The sequence below is a fragment of the Microbacterium algeriense genome, assembly GCF_008868005.1.
GTDB classification, from domain to species: domain Bacteria; phylum Actinomycetota; class Actinomycetes; order Actinomycetales; family Microbacteriaceae; genus Microbacterium; species Microbacterium algeriense.
Genome location: NZ_WAAO01000001.1, coordinates 1,231,427 through 1,258,425 on the forward strand (window position 1 = coordinate 1,231,427; position 26,999 = coordinate 1,258,425).

The 26,999-nt window shown below is 70.3% G+C and carries 28 protein-coding genes and 1 tRNA gene; 14 read left to right on the plus strand and 15 right to left on the minus strand.

The window, feature by feature from the left end; genetic code table 11:
- Positions 1 to 56: 56 nt before the first annotated feature.
- Both ppk2 and F6A08_RS06125 read left to right on the plus strand, forming a co-directional pair.
- On the plus strand, positions 57 to 836 hold the full coding sequence (gene ppk2 / locus F6A08_RS06120) for a polyphosphate kinase 2 (RefSeq protein ID WP_151458918.1): 780 nt from the start codon (positions 57 to 59) through the stop codon (positions 834 to 836).
- A 67-nt stretch (positions 837 to 903) separates the two neighbouring features.
- Positions 904 to 1,857, plus strand: coding sequence for an aldo/keto reductase (locus tag F6A08_RS06125; protein WP_151458919.1), 954 nt, complete (start codon positions 904 to 906; stop codon positions 1,855 to 1,857).
- Between the two features lie 10 nt (positions 1,858 to 1,867).
- Here F6A08_RS06125 and F6A08_RS06130 read toward each other — a convergent pair whose 3' ends face one another.
- The 5 genes from F6A08_RS06130 to F6A08_RS06150 form a co-directional block, all read right to left on the minus strand.
- On the minus strand, positions 1,868 to 2,551 hold the full coding sequence (locus tag F6A08_RS06130; RefSeq protein ID WP_017201402.1) for a response regulator transcription factor: 684 nt from the start codon (positions 2,549 to 2,551) through the stop codon (positions 1,868 to 1,870).
- A complete protein-coding gene (locus tag F6A08_RS06135; protein WP_151458920.1) occupies positions 2,548 to 3,822 on the minus strand; it encodes a sensor histidine kinase in 1,275 nt (424 codons plus the stop codon). Before F6A08_RS06135 ends, F6A08_RS06130 begins: the two co-directional genes overlap by 4 nt.
- A gap of 10 nt (positions 3,823 to 3,832) precedes the next feature.
- Positions 3,833 to 4,648 carry an ABC transporter permease gene (locus tag F6A08_RS06140; protein WP_151458921.1) on the minus strand — a complete coding sequence of 272 codons (816 nt, stop codon included), beginning with the start codon at positions 4,646 to 4,648 and terminating at the stop codon, positions 3,833 to 3,835.
- Positions 4,645 to 5,556, minus strand: coding sequence for an ABC transporter ATP-binding protein (locus F6A08_RS06145; RefSeq protein WP_017201399.1), 912 nt, complete (start codon positions 5,554 to 5,556; stop codon positions 4,645 to 4,647). Before F6A08_RS06145 ends, F6A08_RS06140 begins: the two co-directional genes overlap by 4 nt.
- Before the next feature lie 94 nt (positions 5,557 to 5,650).
- Positions 5,651 to 6,277, minus strand: coding sequence for an SOS response-associated peptidase family protein (locus F6A08_RS06150; protein WP_151458922.1), 627 nt, complete (start codon positions 6,275 to 6,277; stop codon positions 5,651 to 5,653).
- Between the two features lie 101 nt (positions 6,278 to 6,378).
- On the opposite strand from F6A08_RS06150, the gene F6A08_RS06155 reads away from it, so the two are divergent.
- Entirely contained in the window at positions 6,379 to 7,290 is a 912-nt protein-coding gene (locus F6A08_RS06155) for a DMT family transporter (RefSeq protein ID WP_151459118.1), read from the plus strand.
- 2 nt (positions 7,291 to 7,292) lie between these two features.
- Here F6A08_RS06155 and F6A08_RS06160 read toward each other — a convergent pair whose 3' ends face one another.
- Together F6A08_RS06160 and msrB are read right to left on the minus strand one after the other, a co-directional pair.
- Positions 7,293 to 7,886, minus strand: coding sequence for a nitroreductase family protein (locus tag F6A08_RS06160; RefSeq protein WP_151458923.1), 594 nt, complete (start codon positions 7,884 to 7,886; stop codon positions 7,293 to 7,295).
- Positions 7,883 to 8,287, minus strand: coding sequence for a peptide-methionine (R)-S-oxide reductase MsrB (gene msrB / locus F6A08_RS06165; RefSeq protein WP_017201395.1), 405 nt, complete (start codon positions 8,285 to 8,287; stop codon positions 7,883 to 7,885). The genes F6A08_RS06160 and msrB overlap by 4 nt, the downstream gene beginning before the upstream one ends.
- 71 nt (positions 8,288 to 8,358) lie before the next feature.
- On the opposite strand from msrB, the gene F6A08_RS06170 reads away from it, so the two are divergent.
- From F6A08_RS06170 to groL, 4 genes are all read left to right on the plus strand, one after another.
- A complete protein-coding gene (locus F6A08_RS06170; RefSeq protein ID WP_151458924.1) occupies positions 8,359 to 9,348 on the plus strand; it encodes a DUF2332 domain-containing protein in 990 nt (329 codons plus the stop codon).
- A gap of 9 nt (positions 9,349 to 9,357) precedes the next feature.
- Complete coding sequence (locus F6A08_RS06175; protein WP_017201393.1) at positions 9,358 to 9,615, plus strand: DUF3263 domain-containing protein; 258 nt, start codon at positions 9,358 to 9,360, stop codon at positions 9,613 to 9,615.
- A gap of 79 nt (positions 9,616 to 9,694) precedes the next feature.
- The gene (locus F6A08_RS06180; RefSeq protein WP_225855752.1) at positions 9,695 to 10,273 is read left to right on the plus strand and encodes a LytR C-terminal domain-containing protein; all 579 of its coding nucleotides are present in this window, start codon (positions 9,695 to 9,697) and stop codon (positions 10,271 to 10,273) included.
- A gap of 123 nt (positions 10,274 to 10,396) precedes the next feature.
- A complete protein-coding gene (gene groL, locus F6A08_RS06185) occupies positions 10,397 to 12,016 on the plus strand; it encodes a chaperonin GroEL (RefSeq protein ID WP_017201391.1) in 1,620 nt (539 codons plus the stop codon).
- Between the two features lie 75 nt (positions 12,017 to 12,091).
- Here groL and F6A08_RS06190 read toward each other — a convergent pair whose 3' ends face one another.
- The 3 genes from F6A08_RS06190 to F6A08_RS06200 all read right to left on the minus strand — a co-directional run bounded on the left by F6A08_RS06190 (position 12,092) and on the right by F6A08_RS06200 (position 14,946).
- Positions 12,092 to 12,379 (minus strand): WXG100 family type VII secretion target, encoded by a 288-nt coding sequence (locus F6A08_RS06190; protein ID WP_017201390.1) that lies wholly within the window; start codon positions 12,377 to 12,379, stop codon positions 12,092 to 12,094.
- Between the two features lie 120 nt (positions 12,380 to 12,499).
- Complete coding sequence (locus F6A08_RS06195; RefSeq protein ID WP_017201389.1) at positions 12,500 to 14,191, minus strand: ATP-binding protein; 1,692 nt, start codon at positions 14,189 to 14,191, stop codon at positions 12,500 to 12,502.
- Positions 14,192 to 14,253: 62 nt separating this feature from the next.
- Positions 14,254 to 14,946: a response regulator transcription factor gene (locus tag F6A08_RS06200; protein WP_124896166.1), complete on the minus strand. Its 693-nt coding sequence runs from the start codon at positions 14,944 to 14,946 to the stop codon at positions 14,254 to 14,256.
- Between the two features lie 117 nt (positions 14,947 to 15,063).
- Between F6A08_RS06200 and F6A08_RS06205 the strand changes: the two genes are divergently transcribed.
- Positions 15,064 to 16,095: a CPBP family intramembrane glutamic endopeptidase gene (locus F6A08_RS06205; protein WP_192576696.1), complete on the plus strand. Its 1,032-nt coding sequence runs from the start codon at positions 15,064 to 15,066 to the stop codon at positions 16,093 to 16,095.
- A gap of 9 nt (positions 16,096 to 16,104) precedes the next feature.
- Here F6A08_RS06205 and F6A08_RS06210 read toward each other — a convergent pair whose 3' ends face one another.
- Genes F6A08_RS06210 through F6A08_RS06220 form a run of 3 tightly spaced genes read right to left on the minus strand, consistent with a single transcriptional unit; the run spans position 16,105 to position 19,774 of the window.
- Positions 16,105 to 17,745 (minus strand): DNA repair helicase XPB, encoded by a 1,641-nt coding sequence (locus F6A08_RS06210; protein WP_124896164.1) that lies wholly within the window; start codon positions 17,743 to 17,745, stop codon positions 16,105 to 16,107.
- 36 nt (positions 17,746 to 17,781) lie between these two features.
- The gene (locus F6A08_RS06215; RefSeq protein WP_151458926.1) at positions 17,782 to 19,488 is read right to left on the minus strand and encodes a helicase-associated domain-containing protein; all 1,707 of its coding nucleotides are present in this window, start codon (positions 19,486 to 19,488) and stop codon (positions 17,782 to 17,784) included.
- Positions 19,489 to 19,498: 10 nt separating this feature from the next.
- Complete coding sequence (locus F6A08_RS06220; protein ID WP_017201386.1) at positions 19,499 to 19,774, minus strand: hypothetical protein; 276 nt, start codon at positions 19,772 to 19,774, stop codon at positions 19,499 to 19,501.
- 117 nt (positions 19,775 to 19,891) lie between these two features.
- Here F6A08_RS06220 and F6A08_RS06225 point away from each other — a divergent pair, with 117 nt between their 5' ends.
- Together F6A08_RS06225 and F6A08_RS06230 are read left to right on the plus strand one after the other, a co-directional pair.
- Positions 19,892 to 20,272, plus strand: a complete 381-nt coding sequence (locus F6A08_RS06225) for a cold-shock protein (RefSeq protein ID WP_017201385.1) — start codon at positions 19,892 to 19,894, stop codon at positions 20,270 to 20,272.
- Complete coding sequence (locus F6A08_RS06230; protein ID WP_151458927.1) at positions 20,256 to 20,858, plus strand: DUF3027 domain-containing protein; 603 nt, start codon at positions 20,256 to 20,258, stop codon at positions 20,856 to 20,858. Before F6A08_RS06225 ends, F6A08_RS06230 begins: the two co-directional genes overlap by 17 nt.
- A 10-nt stretch (positions 20,859 to 20,868) precedes the next feature.
- Here F6A08_RS06230 and serC read toward each other — a convergent pair whose 3' ends face one another.
- On the minus strand, positions 20,869 to 21,981 hold the full coding sequence (gene serC / locus F6A08_RS06235; protein ID WP_151458928.1) for a phosphoserine transaminase: 1,113 nt from the start codon (positions 21,979 to 21,981) through the stop codon (positions 20,869 to 20,871).
- Positions 21,982 to 22,082: 101 nt separating this feature from the next.
- Between serC and F6A08_RS06240 the strand changes: the two genes are divergently transcribed.
- The 4 genes from F6A08_RS06240 (at position 22,083) to F6A08_RS06255 (ending at position 24,785) form a co-directional block, all read left to right on the plus strand.
- Positions 22,083 to 22,784, plus strand: a complete 702-nt coding sequence (locus F6A08_RS06240) for an iron-dependent transcriptional repressor DtxR (protein WP_017201382.1) — start codon at positions 22,083 to 22,085, stop codon at positions 22,782 to 22,784.
- Positions 22,785 to 23,078: 294 nt separating this feature from the next.
- The gene (locus tag F6A08_RS06245) at positions 23,079 to 23,855 is read left to right on the plus strand and encodes a M23 family metallopeptidase (RefSeq protein ID WP_051000773.1); all 777 of its coding nucleotides are present in this window, start codon (positions 23,079 to 23,081) and stop codon (positions 23,853 to 23,855) included.
- A 308-nt stretch (positions 23,856 to 24,163) separates the two neighbouring features.
- The gene (locus tag F6A08_RS06250; RefSeq protein WP_017201380.1) at positions 24,164 to 24,661 is read left to right on the plus strand and encodes an HNH endonuclease; all 498 of its coding nucleotides are present in this window, start codon (positions 24,164 to 24,166) and stop codon (positions 24,659 to 24,661) included.
- A gap of 50 nt (positions 24,662 to 24,711) precedes the next feature.
- Positions 24,712 to 24,785, plus strand: a tRNA-Arg gene (locus F6A08_RS06255).
- Between the two features lie 19 nt (positions 24,786 to 24,804).
- On the opposite strand, the gene F6A08_RS06260 is transcribed toward F6A08_RS06255, so the two are convergent.
- Entirely contained in the window at positions 24,805 to 26,991 is a 2,187-nt protein-coding gene (locus tag F6A08_RS06260; protein WP_151458929.1) for an MMPL family transporter, read from the minus strand.
- Positions 26,992 to 26,999 lie beyond the last annotated feature (8 nt).

Here is a 26,999-nt window from a genome sequence, read left to right on the forward strand (position 1 = left end):
CACCTGCGCTTGCCCCTCTTCGGCGGGCGCGTCGAGAATCTCCCGAAAGGCGACGCATGAGCAGCCTCCCCGGCAGGATCACGCGGACGGCGTACGAGCGTGAGAAGCGCTCGCTGCAGGTCGAGCTGCTCAAACTCCAGGCTGACATCCGGCGCTCTGCCGACCGCCTGCTGGTGCTCGTCGAAGGCCGCGCGGGGGCGGGCAGGGGAGGGGCGATCAGGGCGTTCACGGAGCACCTCAACCCTCGCGGCGCTCGCACGGTCGCGCTGGACAAGCCGACGGACCAGGAGCGGACCCAGTGGTACTTCCAGCGCCACGTCGCGCACCTGCCCTCGGGCGGCGAGATCGTCTTCATGAACCGTTCCTGGTACAACCGCGCCGGCGTGGAGCCGGTCATGGGGTACTGCTCGGCCTCGGATCACGAGGAGTTCCTGCAGACGGCTCCGGAATTCGAGCACATGCTCGTGGGGTGCGGCATCCGGATGGTCAAGCTGTGGTTCGCGATCGACGAGGCCGAGCAGACCAGGAGGTTCGACCGTCGTGCGGGAGACGCCCTGGGGCAGTGGAAGCTGAGTGGGACCCGGATCGCGGGCGCCGACCGATGGCAGGACTTCGTGAGAGCGGAGGAGACCATGTTCGCGCGCACCCACACCTCCTTCGCACCGTGGACCGTGATCGCGGCGGAGGACAAGCGGCGGGCCCGGCTCGAGGCGATCAGAGTCGTTCTCGCCCGCTTCGACTATCCGGGAAAGGATCCCCTGGTCGCGCACGCGCCGGACCCGCAGCTCGTGACCCCGCCGCCCCGCACCGCCGACCGGGAGGGCGCGCCGGTCTGACCCCCGCGGCGCTGCAACATCACGTCATCCGGGAATGCGGTCGGCATCGGCGGAGGTTGTCCTCGACATGACCCGCATCGGCAACAGTGATCTCGACGTCCTCCCTCTGGCCCTCGGGGGCAACGTGTTCGGCTGGACGGCCGACCGCGATGCGTCCTTCGCGGTCCTCGACGCGTTCGTGGACGGAGGCGGCGACTTCATCGACACCGCCGACTCCTACAGCTCCTGGGTCCCGGGCAACGAGGGCGGCGAGAGCGAGACGATCATCGGCGAATGGCTGGCCTCTCGCAAGCCCTCCGGCGTCGTCGTCGCCACCAAGGTGAGCCAGCATCCGCTGTTCTCCGGACTCTCCGCAGACAACGTGCGCACAGCCGCAGAGGCTTCGCTCCGCCGTCTGGGCGTCGACGAGATCGACCTCTACTACGCCCACTTCGACGACGCGAGCGTGCCCCTGGAGGAGACGGTCGCCGCCTTCGGCCGACTCGTCGACGACGGCCTGGTGCGGCACATCGGCGTCTCGAACTACTCGGCGTCGCGCATCCGCGAGTGGATCGACATCGCCCAGCGCGTCGGCGCACCGCTGCCGGTCGCCATCCAGCCCCACTACAACCTCGTGCACCGCAACGACGTCGAGGAGACCATCATCCCCATCGCCGAGGAGTTCGACCTGGGTCTCGTTCCGTACTACGCGCTGGCGAGCGGCTTCCTCACCGGGAAGTACCGCTCGACGGATGCCGCGGGGCAGAGCTCGCCCCGCGCGCAGGGCGCCGCGAAGTACGCGACGGCCGCCGGGCTGCGCATCATCGACACGCTCGAGGAGATCGGCGCGAAGCATGACGCCTCGATCGCGGCGACGGCCCTCGCCTGGCTGCGGGCCCAGCCGACGGTGGTGGCGCCGATCGCCAGCGCGCGGACCGCCGACCAGGTGCCCGACCTGCTCGCTGGCGCCCGCCTCGAACTCTCCACGGAAGAGGTCCGGCTGCTCGACCGCGTCTCGGAATGGACGCCCGCGCAGGCATGAGCCCTCGGGGTTAGTCGCCGACGAGTCCGAGCCGATGCGCCACGATCACCGCGTGGATGCGGTCACGCGCGCCGAGCTTCGCCAGCACCCGTCCCACGTGCGTCTTCACCGTGGACTCTCCCACGAACAGCCGCTGCGCGATCTCGGCATTGGTCAGTCCGTGGCCGATCGCCAGGAAGACATCCCGTTCGCGGTCGGTGAGCGAGTCGACGGCCGCCCGTTCCGCAGCGACCGTCGGATCGGGGGCCGCCGATGGCGCATCGAGCCGCGAGCCGACGTGCTCCATCAGCATCCGGGTCACTCGCGGTGACAGGGCGGCATCGCCGCGGTGCACGGCCCGGACGGCGGAGATCATCTCGTGGCGCTGCGCATCCTTCAACAGGAATCCGCTCGCCCCGGCACGGATCGCGCCGAACGCGTATTCATCCAGGTCGAACGTCGTCAGGACCAGCACTCGGGTCTGCGGATGGGCGCGCACGATCTCCTGCGTGGCCGCGATGCCGTCGAGCTCCGGCATCCGCACGTCCATGAGCACCAGGTCGGGTGCCAGGGCCGCGCTCTGCGCGATCGCCGCCCTGCCGTCCCCGGCCTCGCCGACGACGACGATGTCCTCCTCAGCCTCCAGCACCATCCGGAAGCCGAGCCGGATCAGCTCCTGGTCGTCCACCAGGAGCACTCTGATCTCGGGTGTCATCCTGTCTCCTCCGTCGTCTCGATCCGCGGGTCCGCGGGGCGCCCGTCGACGGGCAGCACGGCGTGCAGCATCCATCGTCCTCCGTCGACGGCCTCGGAGCGGACGGTGCCGTGCACGTGCATCGCGCGCTCCGCGAGACCCCGCACCCCGAATCCGCCCGATCCGGCCCCGCCCGAGACGCCGTCGTTCACGATCTCGATCGTCACCGTGTCCGGCGCATAGTCCAGGCGCACCGTGACGGCACTCGCGGTCGGCGCGTGCCGCATGGCGTTGGTGACGCCCTCCTGCACGATCCGACCGATCGCGTGAGCGACCGCCGGCGCGACCTCGGCCTGCCCGGCCACGGTGAGGGTCACCGGGAAGCCGGCGCGCTGGGCGGCTTCGACCGTGTCCGCGGGCAGCACGGGGTGCACCGGTGCCAGCGGCAGCGGCGAGTCGTCGTCGCGCAGCACGCCGAGCATCGAGCGCATCTCGGTGAGCGCGGCGCGTGCGGTCTCGGCGGCGGCCGTCGCGGCTCTCCGAGCCTGGACGCTGTCGGGCGTCGCGGCCGCACCCTCTGAGAGCGCGACGACCACGGTGAGCGAGTGCGAGACGATGTCGTGCATCTCGCGCGCGATGCGGGCGCGTTCGGCGGCGGCGGCGAGCTGCGCCTGCTGGTCGCGCTCGACCAGCAGCTGCCGCGAGCGATCGATGACCGCCGCGATGTAGCGCTTGCGCCCACCGACGTTGACGCCGATGAGCGTGCCGATCAAGCCGAGGACGATGTCCGGAAGCACGGTGTTGAGCGCGTCCTGCAGGTCGATCATCCCCCGCAGGGTCAGCATGAGGGCGATGCCCACCAGCCAGGTCGCGCCGATGCCGAAGCACCTCCAGGCCGCGCGGGAGGAGCTGTACACGGCGAGTCCGTAGGAGGCGAACAGCAGCAGGGGGCTTCCGCCCTGCAACCCGACGAGCAGCGCGAGCGTGCCCAGGACCATCGCCGCGAGGAAGGGCAGGAGGGGCACGCGACGTCGCCACAGCAGCGTCGCGCAGGAGGCGACGATGATGATGGTCGCCAGGACGTTGAGGCCGATCGACACCGGCTCGGGGATGGCCGGGTCGTTCACGCGGGCAGCCGGCGCGAGAGACAGCAGCAGGCAGATCAGGGCCAGGAGGACGTCGGCGAAGACCGGGTGCCGCGCCCAGAACCGCCGGAGGACCCCCGGCGCACGCGGAAGCCGCAGCTCCTCGTCCTCGCGGATCGAGTCGCTGCGGCTGCGCGTTCTGCTCACGTCGCCGACTCTACGCGTCGCGCGAGCGCAGCACGCCCCAGGCGACGAGGGCGCCGCCGACCACCCAGCATCCGAGGGTCAGGAAGGCGACAGGCGCGTCGAGCGCCGCGGTCTCGCTCGGCATGATCGCGCTCTGGGCCGCTGCGACAGGCAGGTACGCGGACGCATCCACGACCCATGCCCACGCCTCGCCGGCCATCGAGAAGAAGCTCGCGACGATGGGCAGCACGAACAGGACGCCGACCGTGGCCGCGATGGCTCCGGCGCCGGAGCGCAGGATGAACCCGAAGGAGACGCCGATCAGCGCGAACACCGCCATCGACAGGGACGACACCAGGATCGGCAGCAGCGACGCGGACGGGTCCGACCAGTCGATGCTCTGATCCCGCGACGCCACCACGAGGGAGACCGCGACGGCCGCGACCGTGAAGATGACGACCGACGACAGGAACAGGAACAGGGCCAGCACGACCGACTTCGCCGCCAGCACCGAGCCGCGCACCGGGTTGGCGGTGAGCGTCGACCGGATCATGCCGGTCGAGTACTCGCCGGTGACCGAGATCGCGCCGATGATGCCGGCGAGGAGCATCGTGAACTGGATCGGCATCACGACGGCCTGGATCGGATCGAAGCCGGGAGCTTCGATCGCCTGCGCGATGAGCACGGCGATCCCGATCGTGAGGGCCGCGGCGATCCCGATCGACCACCAGGTCGAACGAAGGGTGGCGAGCTTGATCCACTCGCTGCGCAAGGCGCGGAAGAAGGTCAGTCGCCGACCGGTGTCGACGCTCGTCCGCGTGGAAGCGGGAGCCTGGGCCGTGGTCATGAGAGCTCCTTCGTGCGGTACTCGACGGAGTCGCCGGTGAGAGCGAGATACGCGTCCTCCAGCGAGCCGGTGGTCGGGGTGAGTTCGTGCAGCGGGATGCCGCGCTCGGCGGCGAGGTCTCCGATGCGGGCGGCCGGCAGCCCCACCACATCGAGGAGATCGGGCGCGGAGCTCACGATCTCGACGTCCGGTCCACCGACGGCGGCAGCCAGGTCGGCGGGTCGGGGCGTGCGCACCCGGACGGTGTTCCGCGTCCAGGAGCGGACGAGGTCCGCCAGTGGAGCGTCGGCGAGCACGCGCCCGCGGCCCATCACGATGACGTGGTCGGCGGTCTGCGCCATCTCGCTCATCAGATGGCTGGAGAGCAGCACCGTGCGCCCCTCGGAGGCGGCATGCCGCACGAACTGCCGCACCCAGCGCACGCCCTCGGGGTCGAGCCCGTTGACCGGCTCGTCGAGGATCAGGGTGTGCGGGTCGCCCAGCAGCGCGGAGGCGATGCCGAGTCGCTGCCCCATCCCGAGGGAGAACTTGCCCGCGCGCTTGCGGGCCACGGATCCGATCCCGGCAAGATCGATCACCTCGTCGACGCGGGACGCCGGGATGCCGTGTGTCGCCGCCATCGCGCGGAGGTGGTTGCGGGCGGAGCGTCCGGTGTGCACCGCCTTCGCGTCCAGCAGCACGCCGACCTCGGTCAGCGGCGCGCGCAGCTTGCGGTACTCGCGGCCGGCCACGGCGGCGCGACCGGAGGTGGGGCGGTCGAGCCCGACGATCAGGCGCATCGTGGTGGACTTGCCGGCCCCGTTCGGGCCGAGGAAGCCGGTGACGGTGCCCGGCTTGACGGTGAACGACACGTCATCGACGGCCGTCTTGTCTCCGAACCTCTTCGTGAGGCCTTCTGCTGTGATCATGCCCTCAACGCTACGGTCCGCTCCGCACGGGCGCGTCCTCCCCAGGTACACATCTCACGATCCGGTGTCCTCCCCGCGACGGACCCTGCCGGTGTCAGTCCCGCGGCCTGGCGCTCACTCGATCCGCCATCTCGTCGGAGGCGACGATCGCCTCGTCGATGATCTCCCGCGAGCCGGGTGCGGTGAGCCAGTCGTGGCTGAGCGAGGCGGGCACGAGCAGCGGCATCCGGTCGTGCAGCTCGGCGAGGTGGGCCGGGGCGGGGCGCATCACGATCGAGTAGCAGGTGTACCACTCGCCGTCGGCGGTGCGACCGCGCTGCGTGACGGCCGCCATGCCGAACAGGGTGCCGTCGTCGACGATGAACTCGTTCCACTGCCGGGAGGGCTTCTGCATCTCGTACCAGCTCGTCGCCGGCACGATGCCGCGGGTGCGGGCTCCACCGGGACGGTCCTGCAGGCGCTCGGAGCGGGTGTTGATCGACGGGAACTTCGCCGGCTCGCCGTTCACGAGGAAACCCCACCACGCCGGCTCCAGGGTCGGCTGGGTGTCGGGCTGCACGATCAGAGGATTCAGGTTGCGCAGGTTCTTGCCGGTGGGGCGCACGGTCTCGCCCGCGTTCTCCTGCGCCCAGGTGCGCAGACCCTCCAGCACCGCATCATCGGCGGCGGCGAGGAGATCTGCATCGGTGAACCGGGGATCGAGGCCGTAACTCGCGCACATGCCGCCAGCGTAGCCCCCGGCCCGGACATCGCGGTGCGGGAGGGAACGAGCACCTCGGATAGGGTCGACAGGTGACAGTCACCCGACGCCTTCCCGCCCCCGTGGCTCTGGGCGGGGCCGTCGCAATCGGCGTCATGACGGCGATCCAGGCACGCATCAACGGTGTCCTGGGCGTCCGCGTCGACGACGGTGTGTTCGCAGGCCTGCTCTCCTTCTCCGTCGGCCTGGTCGCCCTGTCCGTCGTGATCGCCTGCCTTCCCTCCGCCCGCCGCGGAGTGGCTCGGCTGTGGACGGGCATCCGCGGACACACGATCCCGTTCTGGATGCTGCTGGGCGGCGCGTGCGGCGCGCTCACGGTGTCGACGCAAGGGGTCACGGCGGGTGTGCTGGGTGTCTCGCTGTTCTCGGTGGGCGTCGTGGCGGGGCAGACCGTGCACGGACTCGTCCTCGACCGGATCGGGTTCGGCCCGGCCGGCGTGGTGGCGGTCACGCCCGGGCGCGTGCTCGGCGGAGTGCTCGCGCTCGCCGCGGTCGGGATCTCGCTGTCCGGCGACGTCCTCGCCTCCGCCCCGCTGTGGATGCTGCTGCTGCCGTTCGCGGCCGGCGTCGGCATCGCGTGGCAGGCGGCGACCAACGGGCGACTCGCGCAGCGGGTGCAGTCGCCGCTCGCCGCGACGTTGATGAGCTTCGTGGCCGGCACCCTGGTGCTCGCGCTCGCGACCGGGGGGAGCATCGCCCTCCGTGGGGCGCCGTCCGCGCTTCCCGCGGAGCCGTGGCTCTATGTCGGCGGTTTCCTGGGGGCGGCCTACATCCTCCTCGGCGCGCTGATCGTCGCGCAGACCGGGGTCCTGCTGATGGGGCTGGGATCGGTCCTCGGCCAGCTCGTGACCTCGGTCGTCATCGACCTGCTCTGGCCTGCTGCCGCCGGTCCCGCTCTCTGGCAGGTGATCGCGATGGTGCTCGTCGCCGTGGCGTCGGTGCTCGTCGCGCTGCCGTGGCGACGCCGGCGCTGACGCTACCGGCCTTCGGGCGCCTCGTCCTGCTTCGCCTTCTTCTTGCCCTTCTTCGCGCCCGGCTTCGGCATCCGGGTGAGGAGCTTGCGCGCATCGACGGGCTTGCGCCGTCCCGGCTTCCGCCCGGCGGGCTTGGCGCCCACGTAGAGCCAGCCCAGCAGCTCCTCGTTCTTGTCGAGCCCATGCGCCTTGGCGACGGCCTTGGCGCGCGTGTAGTGGCCGGTGCGCCAGATGACGCCCCACCCGGCCTCGTCCAGGAGCAGGCTGAGCGTGTGCGCGACGCCCGAGGCGACGGCCTCCTGCTCCCACCGCGGCACCTTGTCGCTCTTGCGATAGCTGGCCACGACCGCGATCAGCAGCGGCGCGCGCAGCGGCTTGGACGACGGCGACGCGTCCCCCTGCGCCTTGGCGATGGCGGCCCCGAGCGCCTCGCGGTCCGTCCCGCGCAGCTCGATCAGGCGCCAGGGGCGGAGAGAGGAGTGGTCGGCGACGCGCCCCGCCGCCGACACCAGTGGAAGCAGCTCCTCGCGCGTGGGAGCGGTGTCTTCGACCTTCGACCAGGACTGCCTCGCCCGGACCGCGTCGAGGGCGCTCACGACGCGTCGGGGGTGAAGTTCAGTGCGATCGAGTTCATGCAGTAGCGGTCGCCGGTGGGCGTGCCGAAGCCGTCGGGGAAGACGTGCCCCAGGTGCGAGCCGCAGTTGGCGCAGCGCACCTCGGTGCGCACCATGCCGAGGCTCGTGTCCTCGATCAGCTCGACCGCGTCAGGGCGGATGGACTCGTAGAAGCTCGGCCATCCGCAGCCGGAGTCGAACTTGGTCCCGCTCTTGAACAGCTCGGCGTTGCAGGCGCCGCACGTGTAGAGGCCGGCGCGCTCCTCGTCGAGCAGCTCGCCCGTCCACGCCCGCTCGGTCGCGGCCTGACGCAGCACGGCGTACTGCTCCTCACCGAGCTCCTTGCGCCATTCGTCTTCGGTCTTGTCCACGCTGTACGACATTCATCCTCCTGAGTCGCCTCCATTCTCCCCCCTGCGGCGGCTGTCGGGGTGCGTCGGGTCAGAATGGACGGATGACCGATGCCGTGCGGGAGCGTTACGCCCGCTTCGCCCGCGAGGAGTCGCCGGGGCGGAGTGCGCTGTACACGGAGTGGGCAGCGGGAGTCGCGGCGGACGAGCCGATCCGCCGGGTGCTGCTGCGGATCCCCGAGACGAGACGACAGCCGCCGCTCGTCTTCGCCGTGACGAGGATGCTCGGCGCCGGGCTGGGCGGCTACCCGCAGTGGCGTCGCTTCGTCCTCCAGCACGCCGAGGAAGTGGTCGCCGAGTGCGGGCGTCGGTCGCTGCAGACCAATGAACCGCTCCGTCTCGCTCCACTGCTTCCCGTCCTGTCCGAGATCGACGGGCCGATCGCGCTGCTCGAGATCGGGGCGGCGGCGGGGCTCTGCCTGTACCCCGACCGGTACTCGTACCTGTTCCGCGGTGAGGACGACACGGTCCTCGGCACCCTGGATCCCGTGCACGGCAGGTCCGAGGTGGTGCTCGAGAGCCGGGTGAGCGGGCCGCTCCCTGCGCTGCGCCTCCCGGACGTGGTGTGGCGGGCCGGAATCGATCTCGCACCCCTCGACGCGGGCTCCGAGCACGACCGGCGCTGGCTGCGTGCGCTGGTGTGGCCGGGGGAGGCCGGACGCGCCGAGCGCATCGAGGCCGCGCTCCGGATCGCGGCCGCCGATCCGCCGCTGCTGGTCGAGGGAGACGCCGGCGATCGGCTCGAGGCGGTCGCCGCGCTCGCCCCCGCCGACGCCACGCTCGTCGTGACGACGCCGGGAGTGCTCGTGCACATCCCTCGCGCGGCGCGGAAGGTGCTCGTGGAGCGGATCTCCGCGCTCGACGCCCGGTGGATCACGATCGATCCGCCAGGGCTGCTCGACGTGTGGGAGCCCGCCGTCGACGACTCGTGGCCCGGTTTCGTCGTGGCGCTCGACGGACGCGTGCGCGCCGCAGCGGATCCGCTCGGGCGATGGTGGGAGTGGCGCGCGGTTCCCGCGGCGGATGCGTCCTAGCCTGGATCCATGCTCGGAGACCTGACGGAGCGCGATCGTGCGATCCTCGCCCTGGAGACGGCGTGGCCACGACACGGCGGCGCCAAGGAAGAGGTCATCCGTGCGCAGCTCGGGATGAGCGCCGCGCGCTACTACCAGCTCCTGGCGCGGCTCATCGACTCGGACGCCGCCCTCGAATACGACCCCATGCTCGTGCGTCGCCTCCGCCGGATCCGCGATTCGCGGGCGCTGCGCCGCTCGGCACGCACTCCCGGATTCGTCGGCTGACGGCGGTCGGCCGGGGCTCGCCGCGGCACGCTCACCCCGGCGGAACGGATTGCCAGGAACATGCCGCTAGCATCGAGGGGTGTCCAAGCCCTCCCGCGATCGCTTCGATGACGTTCCCCGTTCCTCCGGACGGGTGGGGGCGCACCGCGCAGAAGCACCGGGGATGAACGGCTGGGTCGTGCTGCTGTGGTCGTTCGTCGCCGCGCTGGTGCTCATCATCGCCGGCATCTTCGGCTCCCTCGTCGTCATGGGGCGCATCTCGCTGTTCCCCGATGCGGGACAGAGTGCGGCCCCGACCCCGGTCGAGACCGGCGTCGTCGACACGAGCATCACGGTGATGATCCTCAACGGGACGCCGGACGAGGGGCTGGCCACCCAGATGCGCGACACCCTCGTGACCGAGGGCTGGTCGGCGGATGACGTGTTCGCTGGCGACAGCTCGAGCCAGGATTTCGCCACCACGACCGTCTTCTACGTCGACGCCGGTGACGAGCTCGCCGCGAGGGGACTGGCCGACGTGCTCGGAGGAGCGGCCGTGCAGCAGAGCGACTACTACCCGGGCGAGACCGAGGACGGGCGCAAGCAGTTCACGGTCGTGATCGGTCTGGATCGATCCTCCTCCGCGCCCGAGACGCCCGAGGACGCGCCCGCCTCCTGAGGCCCGGATCGACCCCGCGTCGGCGGCTTGCACTCGAAGGTGTCGAGTGCCAGAATGGCGTTAGCACTCTCTTACTCTGAGTGCTAAACCCAACGTCTACGTCCAGGAGGGACGAAAAAACTCATGGCAAAGATCATTGCTTTCGATGAGGAGGCCCGCCGCGGCCTCGAGCGCGGCCTCAACATCCTCGCCGACGCGGTCAAGGTGACCCTCGGCCCGCGCGGCCGCAACGTCGTCCTCGAGAAGAAGTGGGGCGCCCCCACGATCACGAACGACGGTGTCTCCATCGCCAAGGAGATCGAGCTGGACGACCCGTACGAGAAGATCGGCGCGGAGCTCGTCAAGGAGGTCGCCAAGAAGACCGACGACGTCGCCGGTGACGGCACCACGACCGCCACGGTCCTCGCTCAGGCCCTGGTCCGCGAGGGTCTGCGCAACGTCGCAGCCGGCGCCGACCCGATCTCGCTGAAGCGCGGCATCGAGAAGGCCGTCGCGGCGATCACCGAGGAGCTGCTCGCCAGCGCCAAGGAGATCGACTCGAAGGAGCAGATCGCGGCCACCGCGTCCATCTCCGCCGCCGACCCGGCCATCGGCGAGCTCATCGCCGAGGCGATCGACAAGGTCGGCAAGGAGGGCGTCGTCACCGTCGAGGAGTCGCAGACGTTCGGCACCGAGCTCGAGCTCACCGAGGGCATGCGCTTCGACAAGGGCTACCTGAACCCGTACTTCGTGACGGACCCGGAGCGCCAGGAAGCGGTCTTCGAGGACCCGTACATCCTCATCGCGAACCAGAAGGTCTCCAACATCAAGGACCTCCTGCCCATCGTCGACAAGGTGATCCAGGACGGCAAGGAGCTCGTCATCATCGCCGAGGACGTCGAGGGCGAGGCTCTCGCGACGCTCGTGCTGAACAAGCTCAAGGGCATCTTCAAGTCGGTCGCCGTCAAGGCTCCCGGCTTCGGCGACCGTCGCAAGGCGCAGCTGCAGGACATCGCGATCCTCACGGGTGGCCAGGTCATCACCGAAGAGGTGGGCCTCAAGCTGGAGAACGCCACGCTCGACCTGCTGGGCCGTGCGCGCAAGGTCATCGTCACCAAGGACGAGACCACGATCGTCGAGGGTGCCGGTGAGGCCGACCAGATCGAGGGGCGCGTCACGCAGATCCGTCGCGAGATCGAGAACACCGACAGCGACTACGACCGTGAGAAGCTCCAGGAGCGCCTCGCGAAGCTCGCCGGTGGCGTCGCGGTCATCAAGGCCGGGGCTGCGACCGAGGTCGAGCTCAAGGAGCGCAAGCACCGCATCGAGGACGCCGTCCGCAACGCGAAGGCAGCCGTCGAGGAGGGCATCGTCCCCGGTGGTGGCGTCGCGCTGATCCAGTCCGGCACCAAGGCGCTCGACGGCCTCACGCTGTCGGGTGACGAGGCGACGGGTGCGAACATCGTCCGCGTCGCCATCGAGGCGCCGCTGAAGCAGATCGCCCTGAACGCCGGCCTCGAGCCGGGTGTCGTCGCGAACAAGGTCGCCGAGCTCCCCGCTGGCCAGGGCCTCAACGCCGCGTCGGGCGAGTACGTCGACATGTTCGGCGCCGGCATCATCGACCCGGCCAAGGTGACGCGCTCCGCGCTGCAGAACGCCGCGTCGATCGCCGCGCTGTTCCTCACCACCGAGGCTGTCGTCGCCGACAAGCCCGAGAAGAGCGCCGCTCCGGTCGGCGACCCCTCGGGCGGCATGGACTTCTGACCCTTCCACAGGATCGGAGACCCACGTCTCACACACAGAACGCCCCCGGCTTCGGCCGGGGGCGTTCTGCGTCGGTCAGCGGAACAGGCTGGCGGAGTACTGATCGGCCTCCGCGTACTGCGACGCCGCGGCCCCGAGGGAGGAGCCGATCGCATCGAGCACCTGCTCGACATGCAGCTGGGCGCCCTGCCACTGCTCGGCGCAGCCCTGGAACGCGTGGGACGCGGTGCCCATCCACGACGACTGCAGCTCGCGCAGCTGGGCCATGAGCGTGGCCGACTCGCTCTGCAGGCGCGCGATCGTGGCGCGTGTCGCGCTGTGCGCGGCGTGGACGGCTTCGGTGTCGACGGTGAAGACGGTCATGGGAACTCCTTCTGTTCGGGGTTCCGACGTTAGGCGGGCCGCGGGGGCGGGAGCGCTCATCCCCGGCCGGACCGCGGCCGCTGTGAGCAACCGCGGCGGACGGGAAGCCGTGCAGGAGCGTCAGCTCAGGTCGAGGCGGTCCAGCGGCTGCGTGTCCTCGAGCAGATGCGCCGGGGTGGCGCGGGCGGGTGCCAGCGGCAGGGTGACCGTGAAGGTCGCGCCGCCGCCCGGTGTCTCCGAGACGTCGACCCCGCCGTGCAGGGCCTTCATGATCGACGCCACGATCGCCAGGCCCAGCCCGGAACCGCCGGTCTCCCGGGCGCGCGAGGTGTCGGCGCGCCAGAACCGCTCGAAGATCTGCTCGCGGATCTGCGGGGGGATGCCCTCACCGTGGTCGACGATCGAGATGCTCCCGGTGCCGCGGACACGATCGGAGTCCACGACGATCTCGATCGGGCCGTCCTCGGGAGAGAAGCGGCGGGCGTTGCCCAGCAGGTTGGTGACGACCTGGCGCACCTTGTTCTCCTCGCCGAGCACGATCGGCGGCGTGCGCACCGGGATGTCCGGCACCTCGCTGAAGTCGATGGCGGGGGGCTGCTCCGGCTGCCGCGGCCGCCGCCGGAGTCGCGACAGCGCGGTGCGCGACAGGCCGCGCGGGGGCGGTGGCTGCTGCGGGTGCGCTTGCGGCTCTTCGCGCAGCGGGATCGGGGCCATGGCCTCGACGGTGCGATCGATCACGGTCACGGTCCGGCCGGGCGCCGCGGCGCGCAGGTCGAGGGCGGCATCGCGCGCGATGGGACGCAGGTCGAGCGGCTCGATCTCCGGTTCGCGCTCCTCGTCCAGGCGAGCGAGGGCGAGCAGGTCCTCGACGAGGACGCCCATGCGGATGGCCTCCTTCTCGATGCGCTCCATCGCCCTGGCGGTGTCCTCCTCGCCCTTGATGGCTCCCATCCGGTACAGCTCGGCGTATCCCCGTACGCTCACCAGGGGGGTGCGCAGCTCGTGGCTCGCATCGCCGATGAAGCGGCGCATGTGCTGCACGGTGCGATCGCGCTGAGCCAGCGAGCGGTCGACGCGGTCGAGCATCGTGTTGATGGCGGTGTTGAGGCGCCCGACCTCGGTCGTGGGCTCGAGGTCGGTCATGCGCTGCCGGAAGTCGCCGGCCGCGATCGACATGGCCGTCGCCTCCACCTGGCCGAGGCGCCGGAATGTGAGGGTGACGAGCCCGCGGGTGAGCAGCGCCGCGACGAGGATGGTGATGAGCGCGATCGTGATGTAGATGCCGAAGTACTGGCTGATGATGCGGTCGACGCCGGTCAGGGGCAGCGCGACCATCTGGATGCGCAGTCCTCCGCCGGGGGAGGCGAGGGTCGCGACGGCCGCGCGGTACGCGGAGCCGTCCGGACCGGTCAGGTCGAACGGGGTCTCCGCCGCGGACTGGGCCTTCTGCAGCGAGTAGGTGGGCGGGAACTCCGGACCCGACTCGGGAGAGACGCCGGTCGAGGCCTGCAGCTCCCCTTCCGCGTCGTAGATCGCGAAGGCGAAGTCGCGCGGCTGCTCATCGCGCGCCATGTAGATGGTGTCGCCCTCGACGTCCATGGTCTCGAAGTACCGGTCGACGAGGTCGGTGGAGACCAGGGCCGGCAGCTGCGAGTCGATGTTCCCCACCAGGGCGGAGCGCAGGATCGGCACCGTCCCGATCCCCGCGACCAGGAGGCCGAGGGCGAGCACGGCGACCGTGACGCCGGTGACCTTCGCGCGCAGGCTGATCCGTCGCCACCAGGTGGTGACCGCATCGGGCTTGTGCGCCATGCGTGTCCTCCCTGCCGCGGCGGTCGCGCCGCGGGGCGGCGCCGACGATGATCAGCCGGTCGTCAGACCGACTTGCCGACCTTGAGCATGTAGCCGAAGCCGCGCTTGGTCTGGATCAGCGATTCGTCCGTGTGCGGATCGATCTTGCGTCGGAGGTACGAGATGTAGCTCTCCACGATGCCCGCGTCGCCGTTGAAGTCGTATTCCCAGACGTGGTCGAGGATCTGCGCCTTCGACAGCACGCGGTTCGGGTTGAGCATCAGGTAGCGCAGCAACTTGAACTCGGTCGGGCTGAGCTCGATCGGCTCCTTGCCGACGTACACGTCGTGCGTGTCCTGATCCATCGACAGCTCGCCGGCACGGATGATCGACTCCTCGTCGGCCTGCATCGTCCGACGCAGGATCGCCTGGGCGCGCGCGACGATCTCGTCGAGGCTGAAGGGCTTCGTGACGTAGTCGTCGCCGCCGGCGTTCAGGCCCTCGATCTTGTCCTCGGTGCCGTCCTTGGCGGTCAGGAACAGGATGGGGGCGGTGAACCCGGCGCCGCGGAGGCGCTTGGTCACGCTGAACCCGTTCATGTCGGGCAGCATGACGTCGAGGATGATCAGGTCGGGCTCCTCCTCGAGGACGGCCGAGATCGTCGCGGCGCCGTTGGCGACAGTCTTCACCTGGAATCCGGCGAAGCTGAGACCCGTGGAGAGCAGGTCGCGGATGTTGGGTTCGTCGTCGACGACCAGGATGCGCGGAGCAGTCATGTCCCCATTATGGTGACTCCGGCCATGGGGATGCTGACTATTGTGCGGAACGGCGTCGACTCGAGGATCCGCCCGCGGTCGGATGCGACACACAGGCGGACCCGGAAGGATCGAGGTATGAGCTTGCACGAGGACGCCGCCGCCGCCCCCGGGATCGCCGCCACTCGGGACGACGTGCCCGAGGTCGAGCGGATCGCCTACCACCGGCTGGCGCACCTGCGGCCGCGATATCGCTGGTGGCGCATGCTGCTGACCGGGCTCGTCGGCATCGCTCTCTATGTCGCGATCCTGCTGATCGTGATCGTGCCGCTGGTGATCGTTTCGATGGTCGTCCCCGGCTGGGCCGTCGAGTCGCAGGTCCTCCTCACGACCACGCAGTTCTTCGATCTCGACCGGCCCTGGCTGCTGGTCGCGCTCGTGCTGCCGCTGATCCTGATGATCCCGGCCCTGCTGCTGGCCTCGCGCATCGTCGAGGGGCGCGGGGTCGGGCTGCTGTCGTCGGTGACCGGACGCCTGCGCAGGGGATGGCTCGGGAAGAGCCTGATGCTGGCGGTCGCGGTGTTCGTCGTGTACTTCGCCGTGGTGCTGGGCTGGTCGGCGCTGAGCGGCGATGCCGTGGTGGCGGACTTCTCCCATCCAGGGCTGTGGACCATGGTGCTTCTCGTGCTGCTGCTGATCCCGTTCCAGGCCGCAGCGGAAGAGTACGTGTTCCGCGGGTACCTGATGCAGCTGGTCGGCAGCTGGCTGCGTCATCCCGCCTTCGCCATCCTCCTGCCCGTCCCGATCTTCGTGCTCGGTCACGGCTACGACGTCTGGGGTGCGGCGAGCGTCGGCATGTTCGCGATCGTCGCCGCCTGGCTGACCTGGCGCACGGGCGGCCTCGAGGCGGCGATCTCGCTGCACATCGTCAACAACGTGCTGATCTTCCTGCTCGGCTCCGTCGCCCTGGTCGACGCGAATGCGAGCTCCGGAACGGCGGTCGATCTGGTGGCATCGGCACTGGCCATGGTCGTCTACGCGCTCCTCGCCGACCGCTGGGCGGCGAGACTCGGGATCGCACGGACGGCGCAGGTCACGGCACCCACGGCCGCAGCGGACGGGACCCATCACCTGGGGCCCGTCCTGCACGGCAGCGCCGCGCGAGCGTGATCCTGCGGTTCAGGCGGCGATCGCGTCCGAGTCCATGATCGTGTAGCTGTATCCCTGCTCGGCGAGGAAGCGCTGGCGGTTCTGGGCGTAATCCTGATCGATCGTGTCGCGGGCGACGAGGGTGTAGAAGCTCGCGGTGTGCCCGGACTGCTTGGGGCGCAGCAGGCGACCGAGGCGCTGGGCCTCCTCCTGGCGCGAGCCGAACGATCCCGACACCTGGATCGCGACCGACGCCTCCGGCAGGTCGATCGAGAAGTTCGCGACCTTGGACACCACGAGCAGCGAGATGTCGCCCTCCCGGAACGCGCGGTACAGCTCCTCGCGCTCGTCGACCGGGGTCGCACCGGTGATCTGCGGGGCGTTCAGCGCCTCGGACAGCGATTCGAGCTGGTCGAGGTACTGTCCGATCACCAGGATGCGCTCACCCTCGTGCTTCGCGATCAGCTCCCGCACGGCGTCGACCTTCGCCGGTGCGGAGGCGGCGAGCCGATAGCGCTCGTCGTCGGTCGCGGCGGCGTACTCCAGGCGGTCGCTCGGCGGCAGGTCGACCCGTACCTCGTAGCAGGCGGCGGGGGAGATGAAGCCCTGCGCCTCGATCTGCTTCCAGGGGGCGTCGAAGCGCTTGGGGCCGATCAGGCTGAACACGTCGCCCTCGCGTCCGTCCTCGCGCACCAGGGTCGCGGTGAGCCCGATGCGACGCCGCGCCTGCAGGTCGGCGGTGAGCTTGAACACGGGGGCGGGGAGCAGGTGGACCTCGTCGTACACGATGAGGCCCCAGTCGAGGGCGTCCAGCAGCGCGAGGTGCGCGTACTCGCCCTTCCGCTTGGCGGTCAGGATCTGGTAGGTGGCGATGGTGACCGGCTTGACCTCCTTGGCCTGCCCGGAGTACTCGCCGATCTCCTCGGGGGTCAGGCTGGTGCGCTTGAGCAGCTCGTCGCGCCACTGCCGTGCGGACACCGTGTTCGTCACGAGGATCAGGGTCGTGGTCTTGGTCGCGGCCATCGCACCGGCGCCGACGATCGTCTTGCCGGCGCCGCACGGGAGCACCACGACGCCGGAGCCGTCCTTCGCGAAGGCGTCGACGGCGTCCTGCTGGTACGGGCGGATGTGCCAGCCGTCCTCGGCGAGCTCGATCTCGTGCGGCGTGCCCGGCGTGTAGCCGGCGAGGTCCTCGGCGGGCCAGCCGATCTTCAGCAGCTCCTGCTTGATCTGCCCCCGCGCCCAGGCGTCGACGACGAACGCGTCAGGGCTGGGGTGACCGATCAGCAGGGGCTGGATGCGCTTGTTGTTCGCCACCTGTGCCAGCACGGCGGGATCGGAGGAGCGCAGGATCAGGGTGCCCTCGTCGTCGCGCTCGATCACCAGGCGCCCGTAGCGGTTGACGGTCTCACGAAGATCCACGGCCACCGACGGCGGGACCGGGAACCGCGACCACCGGTCGAGGGTCTCGAGCATGTCCTCGGCCGTGTGCCCGGCAGCGCGGGCGTTCCACAGTCCGAGGCGGGTGATCCGGTACGTGTGGATGTGCTCGGGCGCGCGCTCCAGCTCGGCGAAGATCGCGAGCTCGTGACGGGCGCTCTCCGCGTCGGCGTGGGCGACTTCGAGCAGCACGGTGCGATCGCTCTGGACGATCAAGGGGCCATCAGACATAGCTGACCAGTTTACCGGTCGTGCGGGCACGCGGCCCTACGGCGCGACGATCGTGGCTGTGAGGATGCTCGACACCGGCAGCGTGCGCTCCACGTCCGCGGCGCGATCCCGCCCGCGGAGCCGTCCGCCGCCCATTCCTGTCGCCTCGAGGAGCAGCTCCCGCGTCGAGCCGTCCGGCATGCCGACGGTGACGCGGAGCACGGACTTCGCGCGGACGGCGGCCTCGAGTTCGCGGTCGAGCCAGGCGGCGTCGGCGTCCGGCCCCTGGTGCGAGCGGAGTCGCGCGATCAGGGGAGCGAGGTCGTCGGCGTGCGCATCCGGCGCTGTGGTCGGCGCGGCGTGGCGCTCGCGGACCAGGAGCTCTCCGTCCGGGCCGACGAGGGTCGCCGGGTAGCGGGCATCCGTCAGCGCCCAGTACACAGTGTCCCGTCCGACCCGCGTGGTGAGCGAGCCGACGTGCGCGGTGAGCGCGAGCGGACGCAGCGACTGGTCGACGGCCATCGCCTCGATCAGGTGCGGATCGGCGCTCTCGATGCGGGTGCGTCCCGTCTCGTCGTCGGTCGAGACGCGGACCAGCCCGTGCCGCTGCCCGGTCTGGCCGATCAGGTAGCTCAGGGGCTGGGGGATGCCGGTGAGGGAGATCCCGCCCAGGAACTCGAGGATGGACTGCTCGGTCTCGCCGCTGCCGAAGGCGCGGGCGACGGACTCGGTCGTGAAGCGGTAGGAGGACGCCTGCGCCGCGGATTCGCGGGCCGCGATCGTGCGCAGGCGGACGTCGAGGGCCGGGGCCAGCGGCCCGGGAGCGATCGCCGTCAGGTCGTTCTGCAGGAAGATGCGGTCGACCTCGGCGGGCAGCAGCTCGGCGAGGGCTGCGGCGTCCGCGGCCCCTCCCCGGCGCAGACCGACGGCCCAGGCGGGCTCCGAACCGTCTTCGGCCATCAGACCCAGCAGTCGTGCCGACTCCTCGAGCGCGACGGCGCGCGATGCCCATGACGGATCCCACGGATGGGCGCAGGCCCAGGATCGCGGGGGGATCCAGCCGCCGTCGTCCGAGCGGACACCGCGCGGCAGGCCGTCCCGGAAGGCCGTGACCAGGACCGTCCAGCGCTCGATCGCGGACGTCCGGAGCCATTCCTCCGCGACCTGCGTGGTGCGCAGCCGCCGGTCCGTCGCCGCGGCGAGACCCGCCTGCAGCGCGATCGCGGCGAGGGGATCGACGACCTCCGCAGGGATGCCCGCCTCTGCGAGCTGCCGCTTCTCGCCGGCGCTGACCCCGCCGCCGGTGAGGAGTGCGAACGGGCTCTCGCGTGCGATGAGCAGCAGGTCGGCCAGGATCGCGACGGTGGTGAAGGCGCGCTCCGCCGCGTGCGCCGCGGCGGTCTCGCCCGAGGTCGGCTGCGGCGCGACCGCTCCGGGTTCCGGTACCTCGCGCCCCGCGACCGCCGCGGCGACCGGCGGGTAGACGGTTCCGTCGGGGCGGAGCAGGGCGAGGGCGGTCAGGGCGGCACGCTCGTCGTCGGCGGTGCCGCCGGTCGCGGCGGCGAGCAGGGCCCTCGCCTCCGCCAACGTGAGGGTGGGAAGGACGCGGCCCAGCGACACCGGATCGAGCAGCGCTTCGGCGGCGTCGAAGAAGTCCTGCCACGGCACGTCCGGTCGCACACCGCGCGCGGCGAGCAGACGACGGAGGTCGTCATCGTTCGCCTCCGCCAGCCAGTCCGCCAACGGTCGCGCGTGAGTGCTCATGGCCGGTGCCTCAGGACCGCGAAGACGCGCGACCCTTCCGGATGAAGCTCATGGTCAGTAGCACGATGATCATCACGAACGCCAGGGGGAGCCCCCAGTACAGCACGGCGGAGATGAGAGGCCAGACCCCTTCGCCGAACGCGGCCTGATCCATCCCCAGTGCCGTCCCGATGATGATGGCGAAGAAGCACAGCACGGCGGCGGCGGCGATTCCGAGCGCGGTGAACGCGAGGATACGATCCAGCCGGCGGATGGGAACCTCCGGTTCCGAATTCTGCGTGCTCATCCACGTCAGCCTACTCGTACTGCGGGCTTCGGTTCGGTGCGGCCCACGACCGGTAGGCTGGAGGCACGCGCACATGCGCGTCCATCGTTCTGCATATCGATCCAGCGAGGTTCTCCCATGCCCACCGGCAAGGTCAGGTTCTACGACGAAGACAAGGGTTTCGGCTTCATCGCCAGCGATGACGGCCAGGACGTCTTCCTGCACGCCTCCGCGATGCCCGCAGGCACCGCGGTCAAGGCGGGTGCGCGCGTGGAGTTCGGCGTCGCTGACGGCAAGCGCGGCCTCCAGGCGCTGTCGGTGCGCGTGCTCGAGGCGCCGCCCAGCCTCTCCAAGGCCAAGCGCAAGTCGGCCGACGACATGGCGATCATCGTCGAGGACCTCGTGAAGCTCCTCGACGGCATCGGCGGTGACCTCCGTCGCGGGCGCTACCCCTCCTCCGGACACGGTCGCAAGATCGCGGCCGTCCTGCGCAAGGTCGCTGATGACCTCGAAGCCTGACGCCGACCCGCGTCTCCTCGAGGCGCACGACCTCGCGCTGGAAGCCCTGCGCGAGATCACTCCCGCGTCCACGATCGGACCGGCGGCGGGCTACCTCCGGGAAGAGGACGGCTCGGTGTCGCTGCGGTTCGAGAATCGGCTCGCCGGCTACCCGGGGTGGTACTGGACCGTGACCGTGGCGCGCGTCGACGACGCGGAACCCACCGTGCTCGAGGTGGAACTGCTCCCCGGCGACGGCGCGCTGCTCGCACCGGAGTGGGTGCCGTGGGCCGAGCGCCTCGCCGAGTACCGCGCCCACCAGGCCGAGCTGGCCGAAGCGGCAGCGGCGGCCGAGGGCGATGAGGCGAACGCGGACGACGACGACCTGGACGACGACGACGACCTCGACGACGACGACCTCGACGATGACGAAGAGGACGGCGACGCGGACATCCTGCACGCCGGGGACCTCGACGGCGTCGACATCGATGAGCTCGACGAGGCCGACGCCGACGAACTCGACGACGCGGACGAGAGCGAAGACGACGAGGCGGAAGACGACGACGCCGACGCCCGCGCGGCGGACGTCGGCGACGAGGAGGAGTGACCTCGGGGGCTCAGCCCGCCAGGTTCTCCAGGACGTGGTCGATCGAGCGCGTCAGCTGACGCACGTCCTCCGGCTCGATGGAGACGAAGGTCGCGACGCGGAGCTGGTTGCGGCCGAGCTTGCGGTACGGCTCGGTGTCGACGATGCCGTTCGCGCGCAGGATCTTCGCGATCGCGGCCGCATCGATGCTGTCGTCGAAGTCGATCGTCACGACGACGGGGGAGCGGTCGGCGGCGTCCGCGACGAACGGCGTCGCGACGGCGGAGGCCTCAGCCCAGTCGTACAGGACGGATGAGGACTCGGCGGTCCTCGCCGCCGCCCAGGACAGACCGCCGTTGTCGAGGATCCATCGGAGCTGACTGTCGAGCAGGTGCAGGGTCGTCAGCGCCGGGGTGTTGAGGGTCTGGTTGAGCCGCGAGTTGTCGACCGCGTTCTTCAGGCTCAGGAACTCGGGGATGTAGCGTCCGGACGCGGCGATGCGCTCGATGCGCTCGATCGCGGCAGGGGACACCGCCGCGAACCACAGCCCGCCGTCGGAGCCGAGGTTCTTCTGCGGCGCGAAGTAGTAGACGTCGGCCTGCGTCGCGTCGAAGTCGATGCCGCCGGCGGCGCTCGTGGCGTCGATGACCGTGAGGGCGCCGTCCGCGTCGACCCGTCGGACGGGCGCCGCGACACCGGTCGAGGTCTCGTTGTGCGGCCAGGCGTAGACGTCGACGCCCGGGACGACCTCTGCGGCGGTCGCCGATCCCGGCTCCGCCTTGCGCACATCGGGAGCCTCCAGCCAGGGGGCTCCGGCCGCGGCCGCGAACTTGCCGCCGAACTCGCCGAAGACGAGGTTCTGGCTGCGACGCTCGATCAGGCCGAAGGCAGCGGCATCCCAGAACGCGGTGGAGCCGCCGTTGCCGAGGACGATCTCATACCCCTCCGGGATCCGGAACAGGGCGGCGAGCTGCTCGCGCACGCTGCCGACCAGGTTCTTCACCGGGGCCTGGCGGTGCGAGGTGCCGAGGATCGACGCCCCCGAGGAGACCAGCGCCTCGAGCTGCGCCGGGCGCACCTTCGAGGGGCCGCAGCCGAAGCGGCCGTCAGCGGGCAGGAGGTCACGGGGAATCTCGATCGCCATGGGTCGATTCTAGGGGGCCGCCGCGAGGTCGCCGGACGGGGTGACGATCCGATGTCCGCCCGGGAATGTAGGCTTGCCTAAGAACCTCGGAGGGCCTGCACATGACCGATCTGATCGACACCACGGAGATGTATCTCCGCACCATCCTCGAACTCGAGGAGGAGAACATCGTCCCGCTGCGCGCGCGCATCTCGGAGCGGCTCGGTCACTCGGGTCCGACCGTCTCGCAGACCGTCGGACGCATGGAGCGCGACGGTCTCGTCATCGTCTCGGAGGACCGCACGCTCGAGCTCACCGACGCCGGACGCCGCAAGGCCGTCGACGTCATGCGCAAGCACCGGCTCGCCGAGCGCCTGCTCTCCGACGTGATCGGGCTGGACTGGGCGTTCGTGCACGAGGAGGCCTGTCGTTGGGAGCACGTCATGAGCGAGCAGGTGGAGCGCCGCCTGGTCGAGCTTCTCGGACACCCCACCGAATCCCCGTACGGCAACCCGATCCCCGGTCTCGATCAGCTCGGCGACATGCCGGCGCGCACCTTCGACGAGGGTGTGATCGGTCTCGTCCAGCGGCTGAATGCGGCGGGCGAACCGGTCGAGGGAACCGTGCGCCGACTGGCGGAGCCGGCCCAGGTCGACCCCGAGCTCCTGGAGCAGCTGCGCGACGCCGGCGTCGTCCCCGGCGCCCGCGGTGACTTCCGCTTCAGCGAGGGATACGTCCTCATCCAGATGGAGGGCAAGGACGACGGACTGGAGCTCCCGGTCGAGCTCGCCTCGCACATCTTCCTGGTGGGCGAGCCGGCCTGACGAACGCCGGCATCGGCCTCCCCGAGGATTGTCAGGTTCCCAGGGTGACATGATCGTTATCTTCCGGTAACCTCGGACAGGTCGTCAGCGAAGAAGCCCGTTGACGGTGAACCGCGAAGATCGCCTTTCAGGCTCGTCGTCTTCGGCAGGAACGCACGAACTACCCGAGATACACCCGTGCCCCGAGAGCAGAGTGTCGACGAGCCGGCGCTACCCGAAAGCGCAGGGGCCGAGGAGGACCACGTTTTGGCCGCAGACATCGAATCGCCCGCGAAGAAGACATCTGAAGATCGAGTGCCCGCCCGGACCAAGGGTGCGCGCGCGGGTGTTCGCAAGGCCGTCAAGCCGCTCCGCTCCATCGCCATCTTCGGTGCCGTCGGCGCCCTCGTCGCCGGCATCGCCCTTCCCGCCTTCGCCTCGTCCAAGCCGACGGAAGCCGCCACCACGACGTTGCAGCAGCTCGCGGCCGTCGATGCGCAGTCCCTCGTCGTCGCCTCCCAGGCCACGGCCGCTCCGCTGAGCCGAGGCACCTTCAGCGCCACGACGCCCGAGGAGATCGAGAAGAAGAAGGCCGAGGAGGCTGCGGCCGCCCGCGCCGCAGCGGCCGCCGCGACCGCTTCCGCATCCTCGTCCACGCAGTTCAACTCCGCCGGCTACGCCCTGACCTCTCCCGGTTCGGGCGAGGTGCGCTATCCGCTGCCGATGGGCTCCTGGAACGTCAGCCGCACGGTGGGCGGTGGCCACAACGGAGCCGACATGCTCGCTCCGGCCGGCACCCCGATCTACGCGGCCGCCGGTGGCGTGGTCCGCGCCTCGGCCGAGAGCATCGGCGGATACGGCGTCTGCGTCATGCTCGACAGCGTGGTCGGCGGTCAGCGCGTGCAGACCACCTACGGCCACATGCTGTACGGATCGCGCCAGGTGCAGGTCGGTCAGACCGTCGCCGCCGGGCAGCTCATCGGCTACGTCGGCAGCACCGGACGTTCCACCGCGAACCACCTCCACTTCGAGGTCTGGATCAACGGCGGACTCGTCGAGCCCATGTCGTGGCTCTCGGTCAACGCCGGCTGATCCGCGGACACGCCTTCCTCCATTCACCCTCCGTTCGCCCCGCATGCAGCGGAATGGGTTAGCCTGAACCCGTTGTCGTACAGGCGGGAGAGGCTGATGGAGCGAATACCGAGCATCCGAACCATGGATGCCCTCGGTCGTCACGTCCTTCTGCATAGCCTGCGGGGAAGCCACGGCGCTGCCGTGCGCGAAAGGCGCTGTCTCTAGACGGCGCCTTTTTTCGTCCTCGCGATCGCTCTGCCTCCTGCACGACTTCGTGTGAGTCGAGAGTGCCGGGAAGCCGTCCCGGCGGATCGAGAGGATGACGAATGCGCACACTGGTCCTGAATGCCGGATACGAGCCGCTCGCGATCGTGTCGTTCAAACGAGCCCTGGTGCTCGTCATGAACGACAAGGCGACCGTGATCGAACGCGTGGAGGACGATCCCGTCTGGGGCTCCCACGGCGTCTACGATCGTCCGGCCGTCATCATCCTCGCCCGGTACGTCCGGGTGCCGACGAGCAGACGCGTCCCGGTCACCCGGCGTGGCGTGCTCCGGCGGGACAACCACCGCTGCGGTTACTGCGGCAAGGCGGCCTCCACGATCGACCACATCCTGCCGCGTTCGCGCGGGGGAGCCGACTCCTGGGAGAACCTCGTGGCCTGCTGCCTGCGCTGCAACAACGTCAAGAGCGACCGCACCCCGCAGGAGATGCGCTGGCAGCTTCGCATCACCCCGCGTCCGCCGCACGGCACCGCCTGGACGGTGCGCGGCACGGAGCGCAGCGATCCCCGGTGGGAGCCGTACCTCGCACTGGCCGCATGAGGCCTGTGCGCTACGGGCTGCGTGCCCCCGGTCCCGTAGACTGGGGGCACGCCCTCGTAGCTCAGCAGGATAGAGCAGCCCTCTCCTAAAGGGCAGGTCGCAGGTTCGAATCCTGTCGAGGGCACCTCGATCCGGTGCGGTGCTCAGTCCTCACCTTTGCGCCACAGCTTCGACGGCCACCAGATGGCCTTGCCGATGTCGTAGGTCAGCGCGGGGACGAGCAGCGAACGTACCACGAAGGTGTCGAGCAGCACGCCGAACGCGACGATGAACGCGAGCTGTACGAGGAACAGGATCGGGATCACCGAGAGCGCGGCGAAGGTCGCCGCGAGGACGAGCCCGGCCGAGGTGATCACGCCGCCCGTGATCGACAGCCCGCGGAGGATGCCCTCGCGCGTGCCGTGCGCCTTCGACTCCTCCCGCACCCTGGTCATCAGGAAGATGTTGTAGTCGATGCCGAGCGCGACGAGGAACACGAACCCGAAGAGCGGGACGGCGGGATCGGCGCCCGGGAAGTCGAAGATCCCGTTGAACACCAGGGCCGAGACGCCCAGCGCGGTACCGAACGAGAGCACCGTCGTGAGGATCAGCAGCACCGGCGCGAGGATCGAGCGCAGCAGCAGCATCAGGATCAGCATGATGACGACGAGGATGACCGGGATGATGAGGGTGCGGTCGTGGATCGATGCATCGTTCGTGTCCACGGATGTCGCGGTCACCCCGCCCACCAGCGCGTCGATGTCGTCGAGGTCGCTGCGGAGCTCACGGACGGTCGAGGCGGCTTCCTCGGAGTCCGCCGCGTCCGTGAGCGTTCCCTGCAGCAGCACCTCGCCGTCGACCGTGGTCGGCTCGGGAGCCGGAGTGCCCGGAGCGCCGATCGGGGCGATGCCGTCCTCCGTCACCGGGGCCGTACCGCTCGGGGAGTCGGCAGCCGTGACGGAGACGCCGTCGACGCCGTCGTTCGCGAGCAGGACGTCAGCGGCGTCCTGCAGCCGATCCTCGTCGACGACCACGTACACGGGGCTGCCGGATCCGCCGGGGAAGTGCTCGCCGAGCGCCACCTGGCCGTCGCGGGCCTCGGACGCGCCGAGCACCAGGTCGGACTGCGGCACCCCGTCGGCCCGGAGCTGGGTGATGCCGGCGGCCCCCACGAGGAGGACGATCGTGGTCACGATCCAGATCACCCGCGGGCGTCGCTTGATGAGTCCGGCCAGTCGCGCCCAGAGGCCCGTGGTGCGCATGCCGTGCTCGGCGGCGACGACCTCGGGCTCGAACCGGGGGCGCCGCGGCCAGAACACCGCGCGCCCGAACAGCAGCAGCAGCGAGGGCAGCAGCGTCAGTGCCGACAGCATCGCGAACACGATCCCGATGGCCGCGACCGGTCCCAGCGTGCTGTTGGACTTGAGGTCGCTGAGCAGCAGGCACAGCAGACCGGCGATCACGGTTCCGCCGGAGGCGACGATGGGCTCGACGGAGCCCTTCCACGCGGCGAGGAGAGCGGTGCCCTTGTCCTGCGCGACGCGCAGCTCCTCGCGGAAGCGGGCGACGAGGAGCAGCGCGTAGTCCGTCGCCGCTCCGATCACGAGGATGAAGAGGATGCCCTGCGTCTGGCCGCTGAGCAGCAGCACCTCGAACTTCGCCAGCCACCACACCACGAGGAGCGCGACGCAGAGCGCGAACAGGCTCGTCGACAGCACCACCAGCGGCAGCAGGAGCGAGCGGTAGACCAGCACGAGGATCACGAGGACCGCCAGCAGGGCGACTCCGAGGAGGAGACCGTCGATGCCCGCGAACCCGGCCACGAGGTCGGCGCTGAGCCCGGCCGGTCCGGTGATGTAGACGGTCACGCCGTCGGGCATGCCGGAGCGCAGCTCCTCTCCGAGAGCGGAGACCGTGTCCGCGAGCTCGGCGTCGCTGTCGATCGGGATGAAGGCCTGCACGGCACGTCCGTCCTCGGAGGGGAGCGCGGGCGAGACATCGTCCGTCACCCCCTCGACGTCGGGGGCGCCGGCGACAGCGTCGGAGATCGCATCCAGCTCGGTCGCGCTGAGCTCGTCGTCGGAGGTGAACACGGCGATCGCCGGAATCGCGTCGCTGTCGTTGAACTCGCCCAGCAGCGCCTGCACCTTCGTCGCATCCGCGGACTCGGGCAGGTACGTCGTCTGATCGTTGGAGGAGACCTCGTCCACCTTGCCGAACAGCGGTCCGCCGAACGAGGCCCCGGCCAGCCACACGAGGATCAGCGCCACCGGGATGAGGACGCGCACCCACGAGTGGCGTCGCGAACGCTCCCTGGTCGGCGGGGTCGGCGGCAGATCGGGGCGGGACATCGGGGTTC

Excerpts from the sequence above, each read along its gene's own strand:
- ppk2 (WP_151458918.1), top strand. The coding sequence starts at position 57 with ATGAGCAGCCTCCCCGGCAGGATCACGCGGACGGCGTACGAGCGTGAG.
- F6A08_RS06125 (WP_151458919.1), top strand. The coding sequence starts at position 904 with ATGACCCGCATCGGCAACAGTGATCTCGACGTCCTCCCTCTGGCCCTC.
- F6A08_RS06130 (WP_017201402.1), bottom strand. The coding sequence starts at position 2,551 with ATGACACCCGAGATCAGAGTGCTCCTGGTGGACGACCAGGAGCTGATC.
- F6A08_RS06140 (WP_151458921.1), bottom strand. The coding sequence starts at position 4,648 with ATGACCACGGCCCAGGCTCCCGCTTCCACGCGGACGAGCGTCGACACC.
- F6A08_RS06145 (WP_017201399.1), bottom strand. The coding sequence starts at position 5,556 with ATGATCACAGCAGAAGGCCTCACGAAGAGGTTCGGAGACAAGACGGCC.
- F6A08_RS06150 (WP_151458922.1), bottom strand. The coding sequence starts at position 6,277 with ATGTGCGCGAGTTACGGCCTCGATCCCCGGTTCACCGATGCAGATCTC.
- msrB (WP_017201395.1), bottom strand. The coding sequence starts at position 8,287 with ATGTCGTACAGCGTGGACAAGACCGAAGACGAATGGCGCAAGGAGCTC.
- F6A08_RS06170 (WP_151458924.1), top strand. The coding sequence starts at position 8,359 with ATGACCGATGCCGTGCGGGAGCGTTACGCCCGCTTCGCCCGCGAGGAG.
- F6A08_RS06175 (WP_017201393.1), top strand. The coding sequence starts at position 9,358 with ATGCTCGGAGACCTGACGGAGCGCGATCGTGCGATCCTCGCCCTGGAG.
- groL (WP_017201391.1), top strand. The coding sequence starts at position 10,397 with ATGGCAAAGATCATTGCTTTCGATGAGGAGGCCCGCCGCGGCCTCGAG.
- F6A08_RS06190 (WP_017201390.1), bottom strand. The coding sequence starts at position 12,379 with ATGACCGTCTTCACCGTCGACACCGAAGCCGTCCACGCCGCGCACAGC.
- F6A08_RS06195 (WP_017201389.1), bottom strand. The coding sequence starts at position 14,191 with ATGGCGCACAAGCCCGATGCGGTCACCACCTGGTGGCGACGGATCAGC.
- F6A08_RS06200 (WP_124896166.1), bottom strand. The coding sequence starts at position 14,946 with ATGACTGCTCCGCGCATCCTGGTCGTCGACGACGAACCCAACATCCGC.
- F6A08_RS06205 (WP_192576696.1), top strand. The coding sequence starts at position 15,064 with ATGAGCTTGCACGAGGACGCCGCCGCCGCCCCCGGGATCGCCGCCACT.
- F6A08_RS06210 (WP_124896164.1), bottom strand. The coding sequence starts at position 17,745 with ATGTCTGATGGCCCCTTGATCGTCCAGAGCGATCGCACCGTGCTGCTC.
- F6A08_RS06215 (WP_151458926.1), bottom strand. The coding sequence starts at position 19,488 with ATGAGCACTCACGCGCGACCGTTGGCGGACTGGCTGGCGGAGGCGAAC.
- F6A08_RS06220 (WP_017201386.1), bottom strand. The coding sequence starts at position 19,774 with ATGAGCACGCAGAATTCGGAACCGGAGGTTCCCATCCGCCGGCTGGAT.
- F6A08_RS06225 (WP_017201385.1), top strand. The coding sequence starts at position 19,892 with ATGCCCACCGGCAAGGTCAGGTTCTACGACGAAGACAAGGGTTTCGGC.
- F6A08_RS06230 (WP_151458927.1), top strand. The coding sequence starts at position 20,256 with ATGACCTCGAAGCCTGACGCCGACCCGCGTCTCCTCGAGGCGCACGAC.
- serC (WP_151458928.1), bottom strand. The coding sequence starts at position 21,981 with ATGGCGATCGAGATTCCCCGTGACCTCCTGCCCGCTGACGGCCGCTTC.
- F6A08_RS06240 (WP_017201382.1), top strand. The coding sequence starts at position 22,083 with ATGACCGATCTGATCGACACCACGGAGATGTATCTCCGCACCATCCTC.
- F6A08_RS06250 (WP_017201380.1), top strand. The coding sequence starts at position 24,164 with ATGCGCACACTGGTCCTGAATGCCGGATACGAGCCGCTCGCGATCGTG.
- F6A08_RS06260 (WP_151458929.1), bottom strand. The coding sequence starts at position 26,991 with ATGTCCCGCCCCGATCTGCCGCCGACCCCGCCGACCAGGGAGCGTTCG.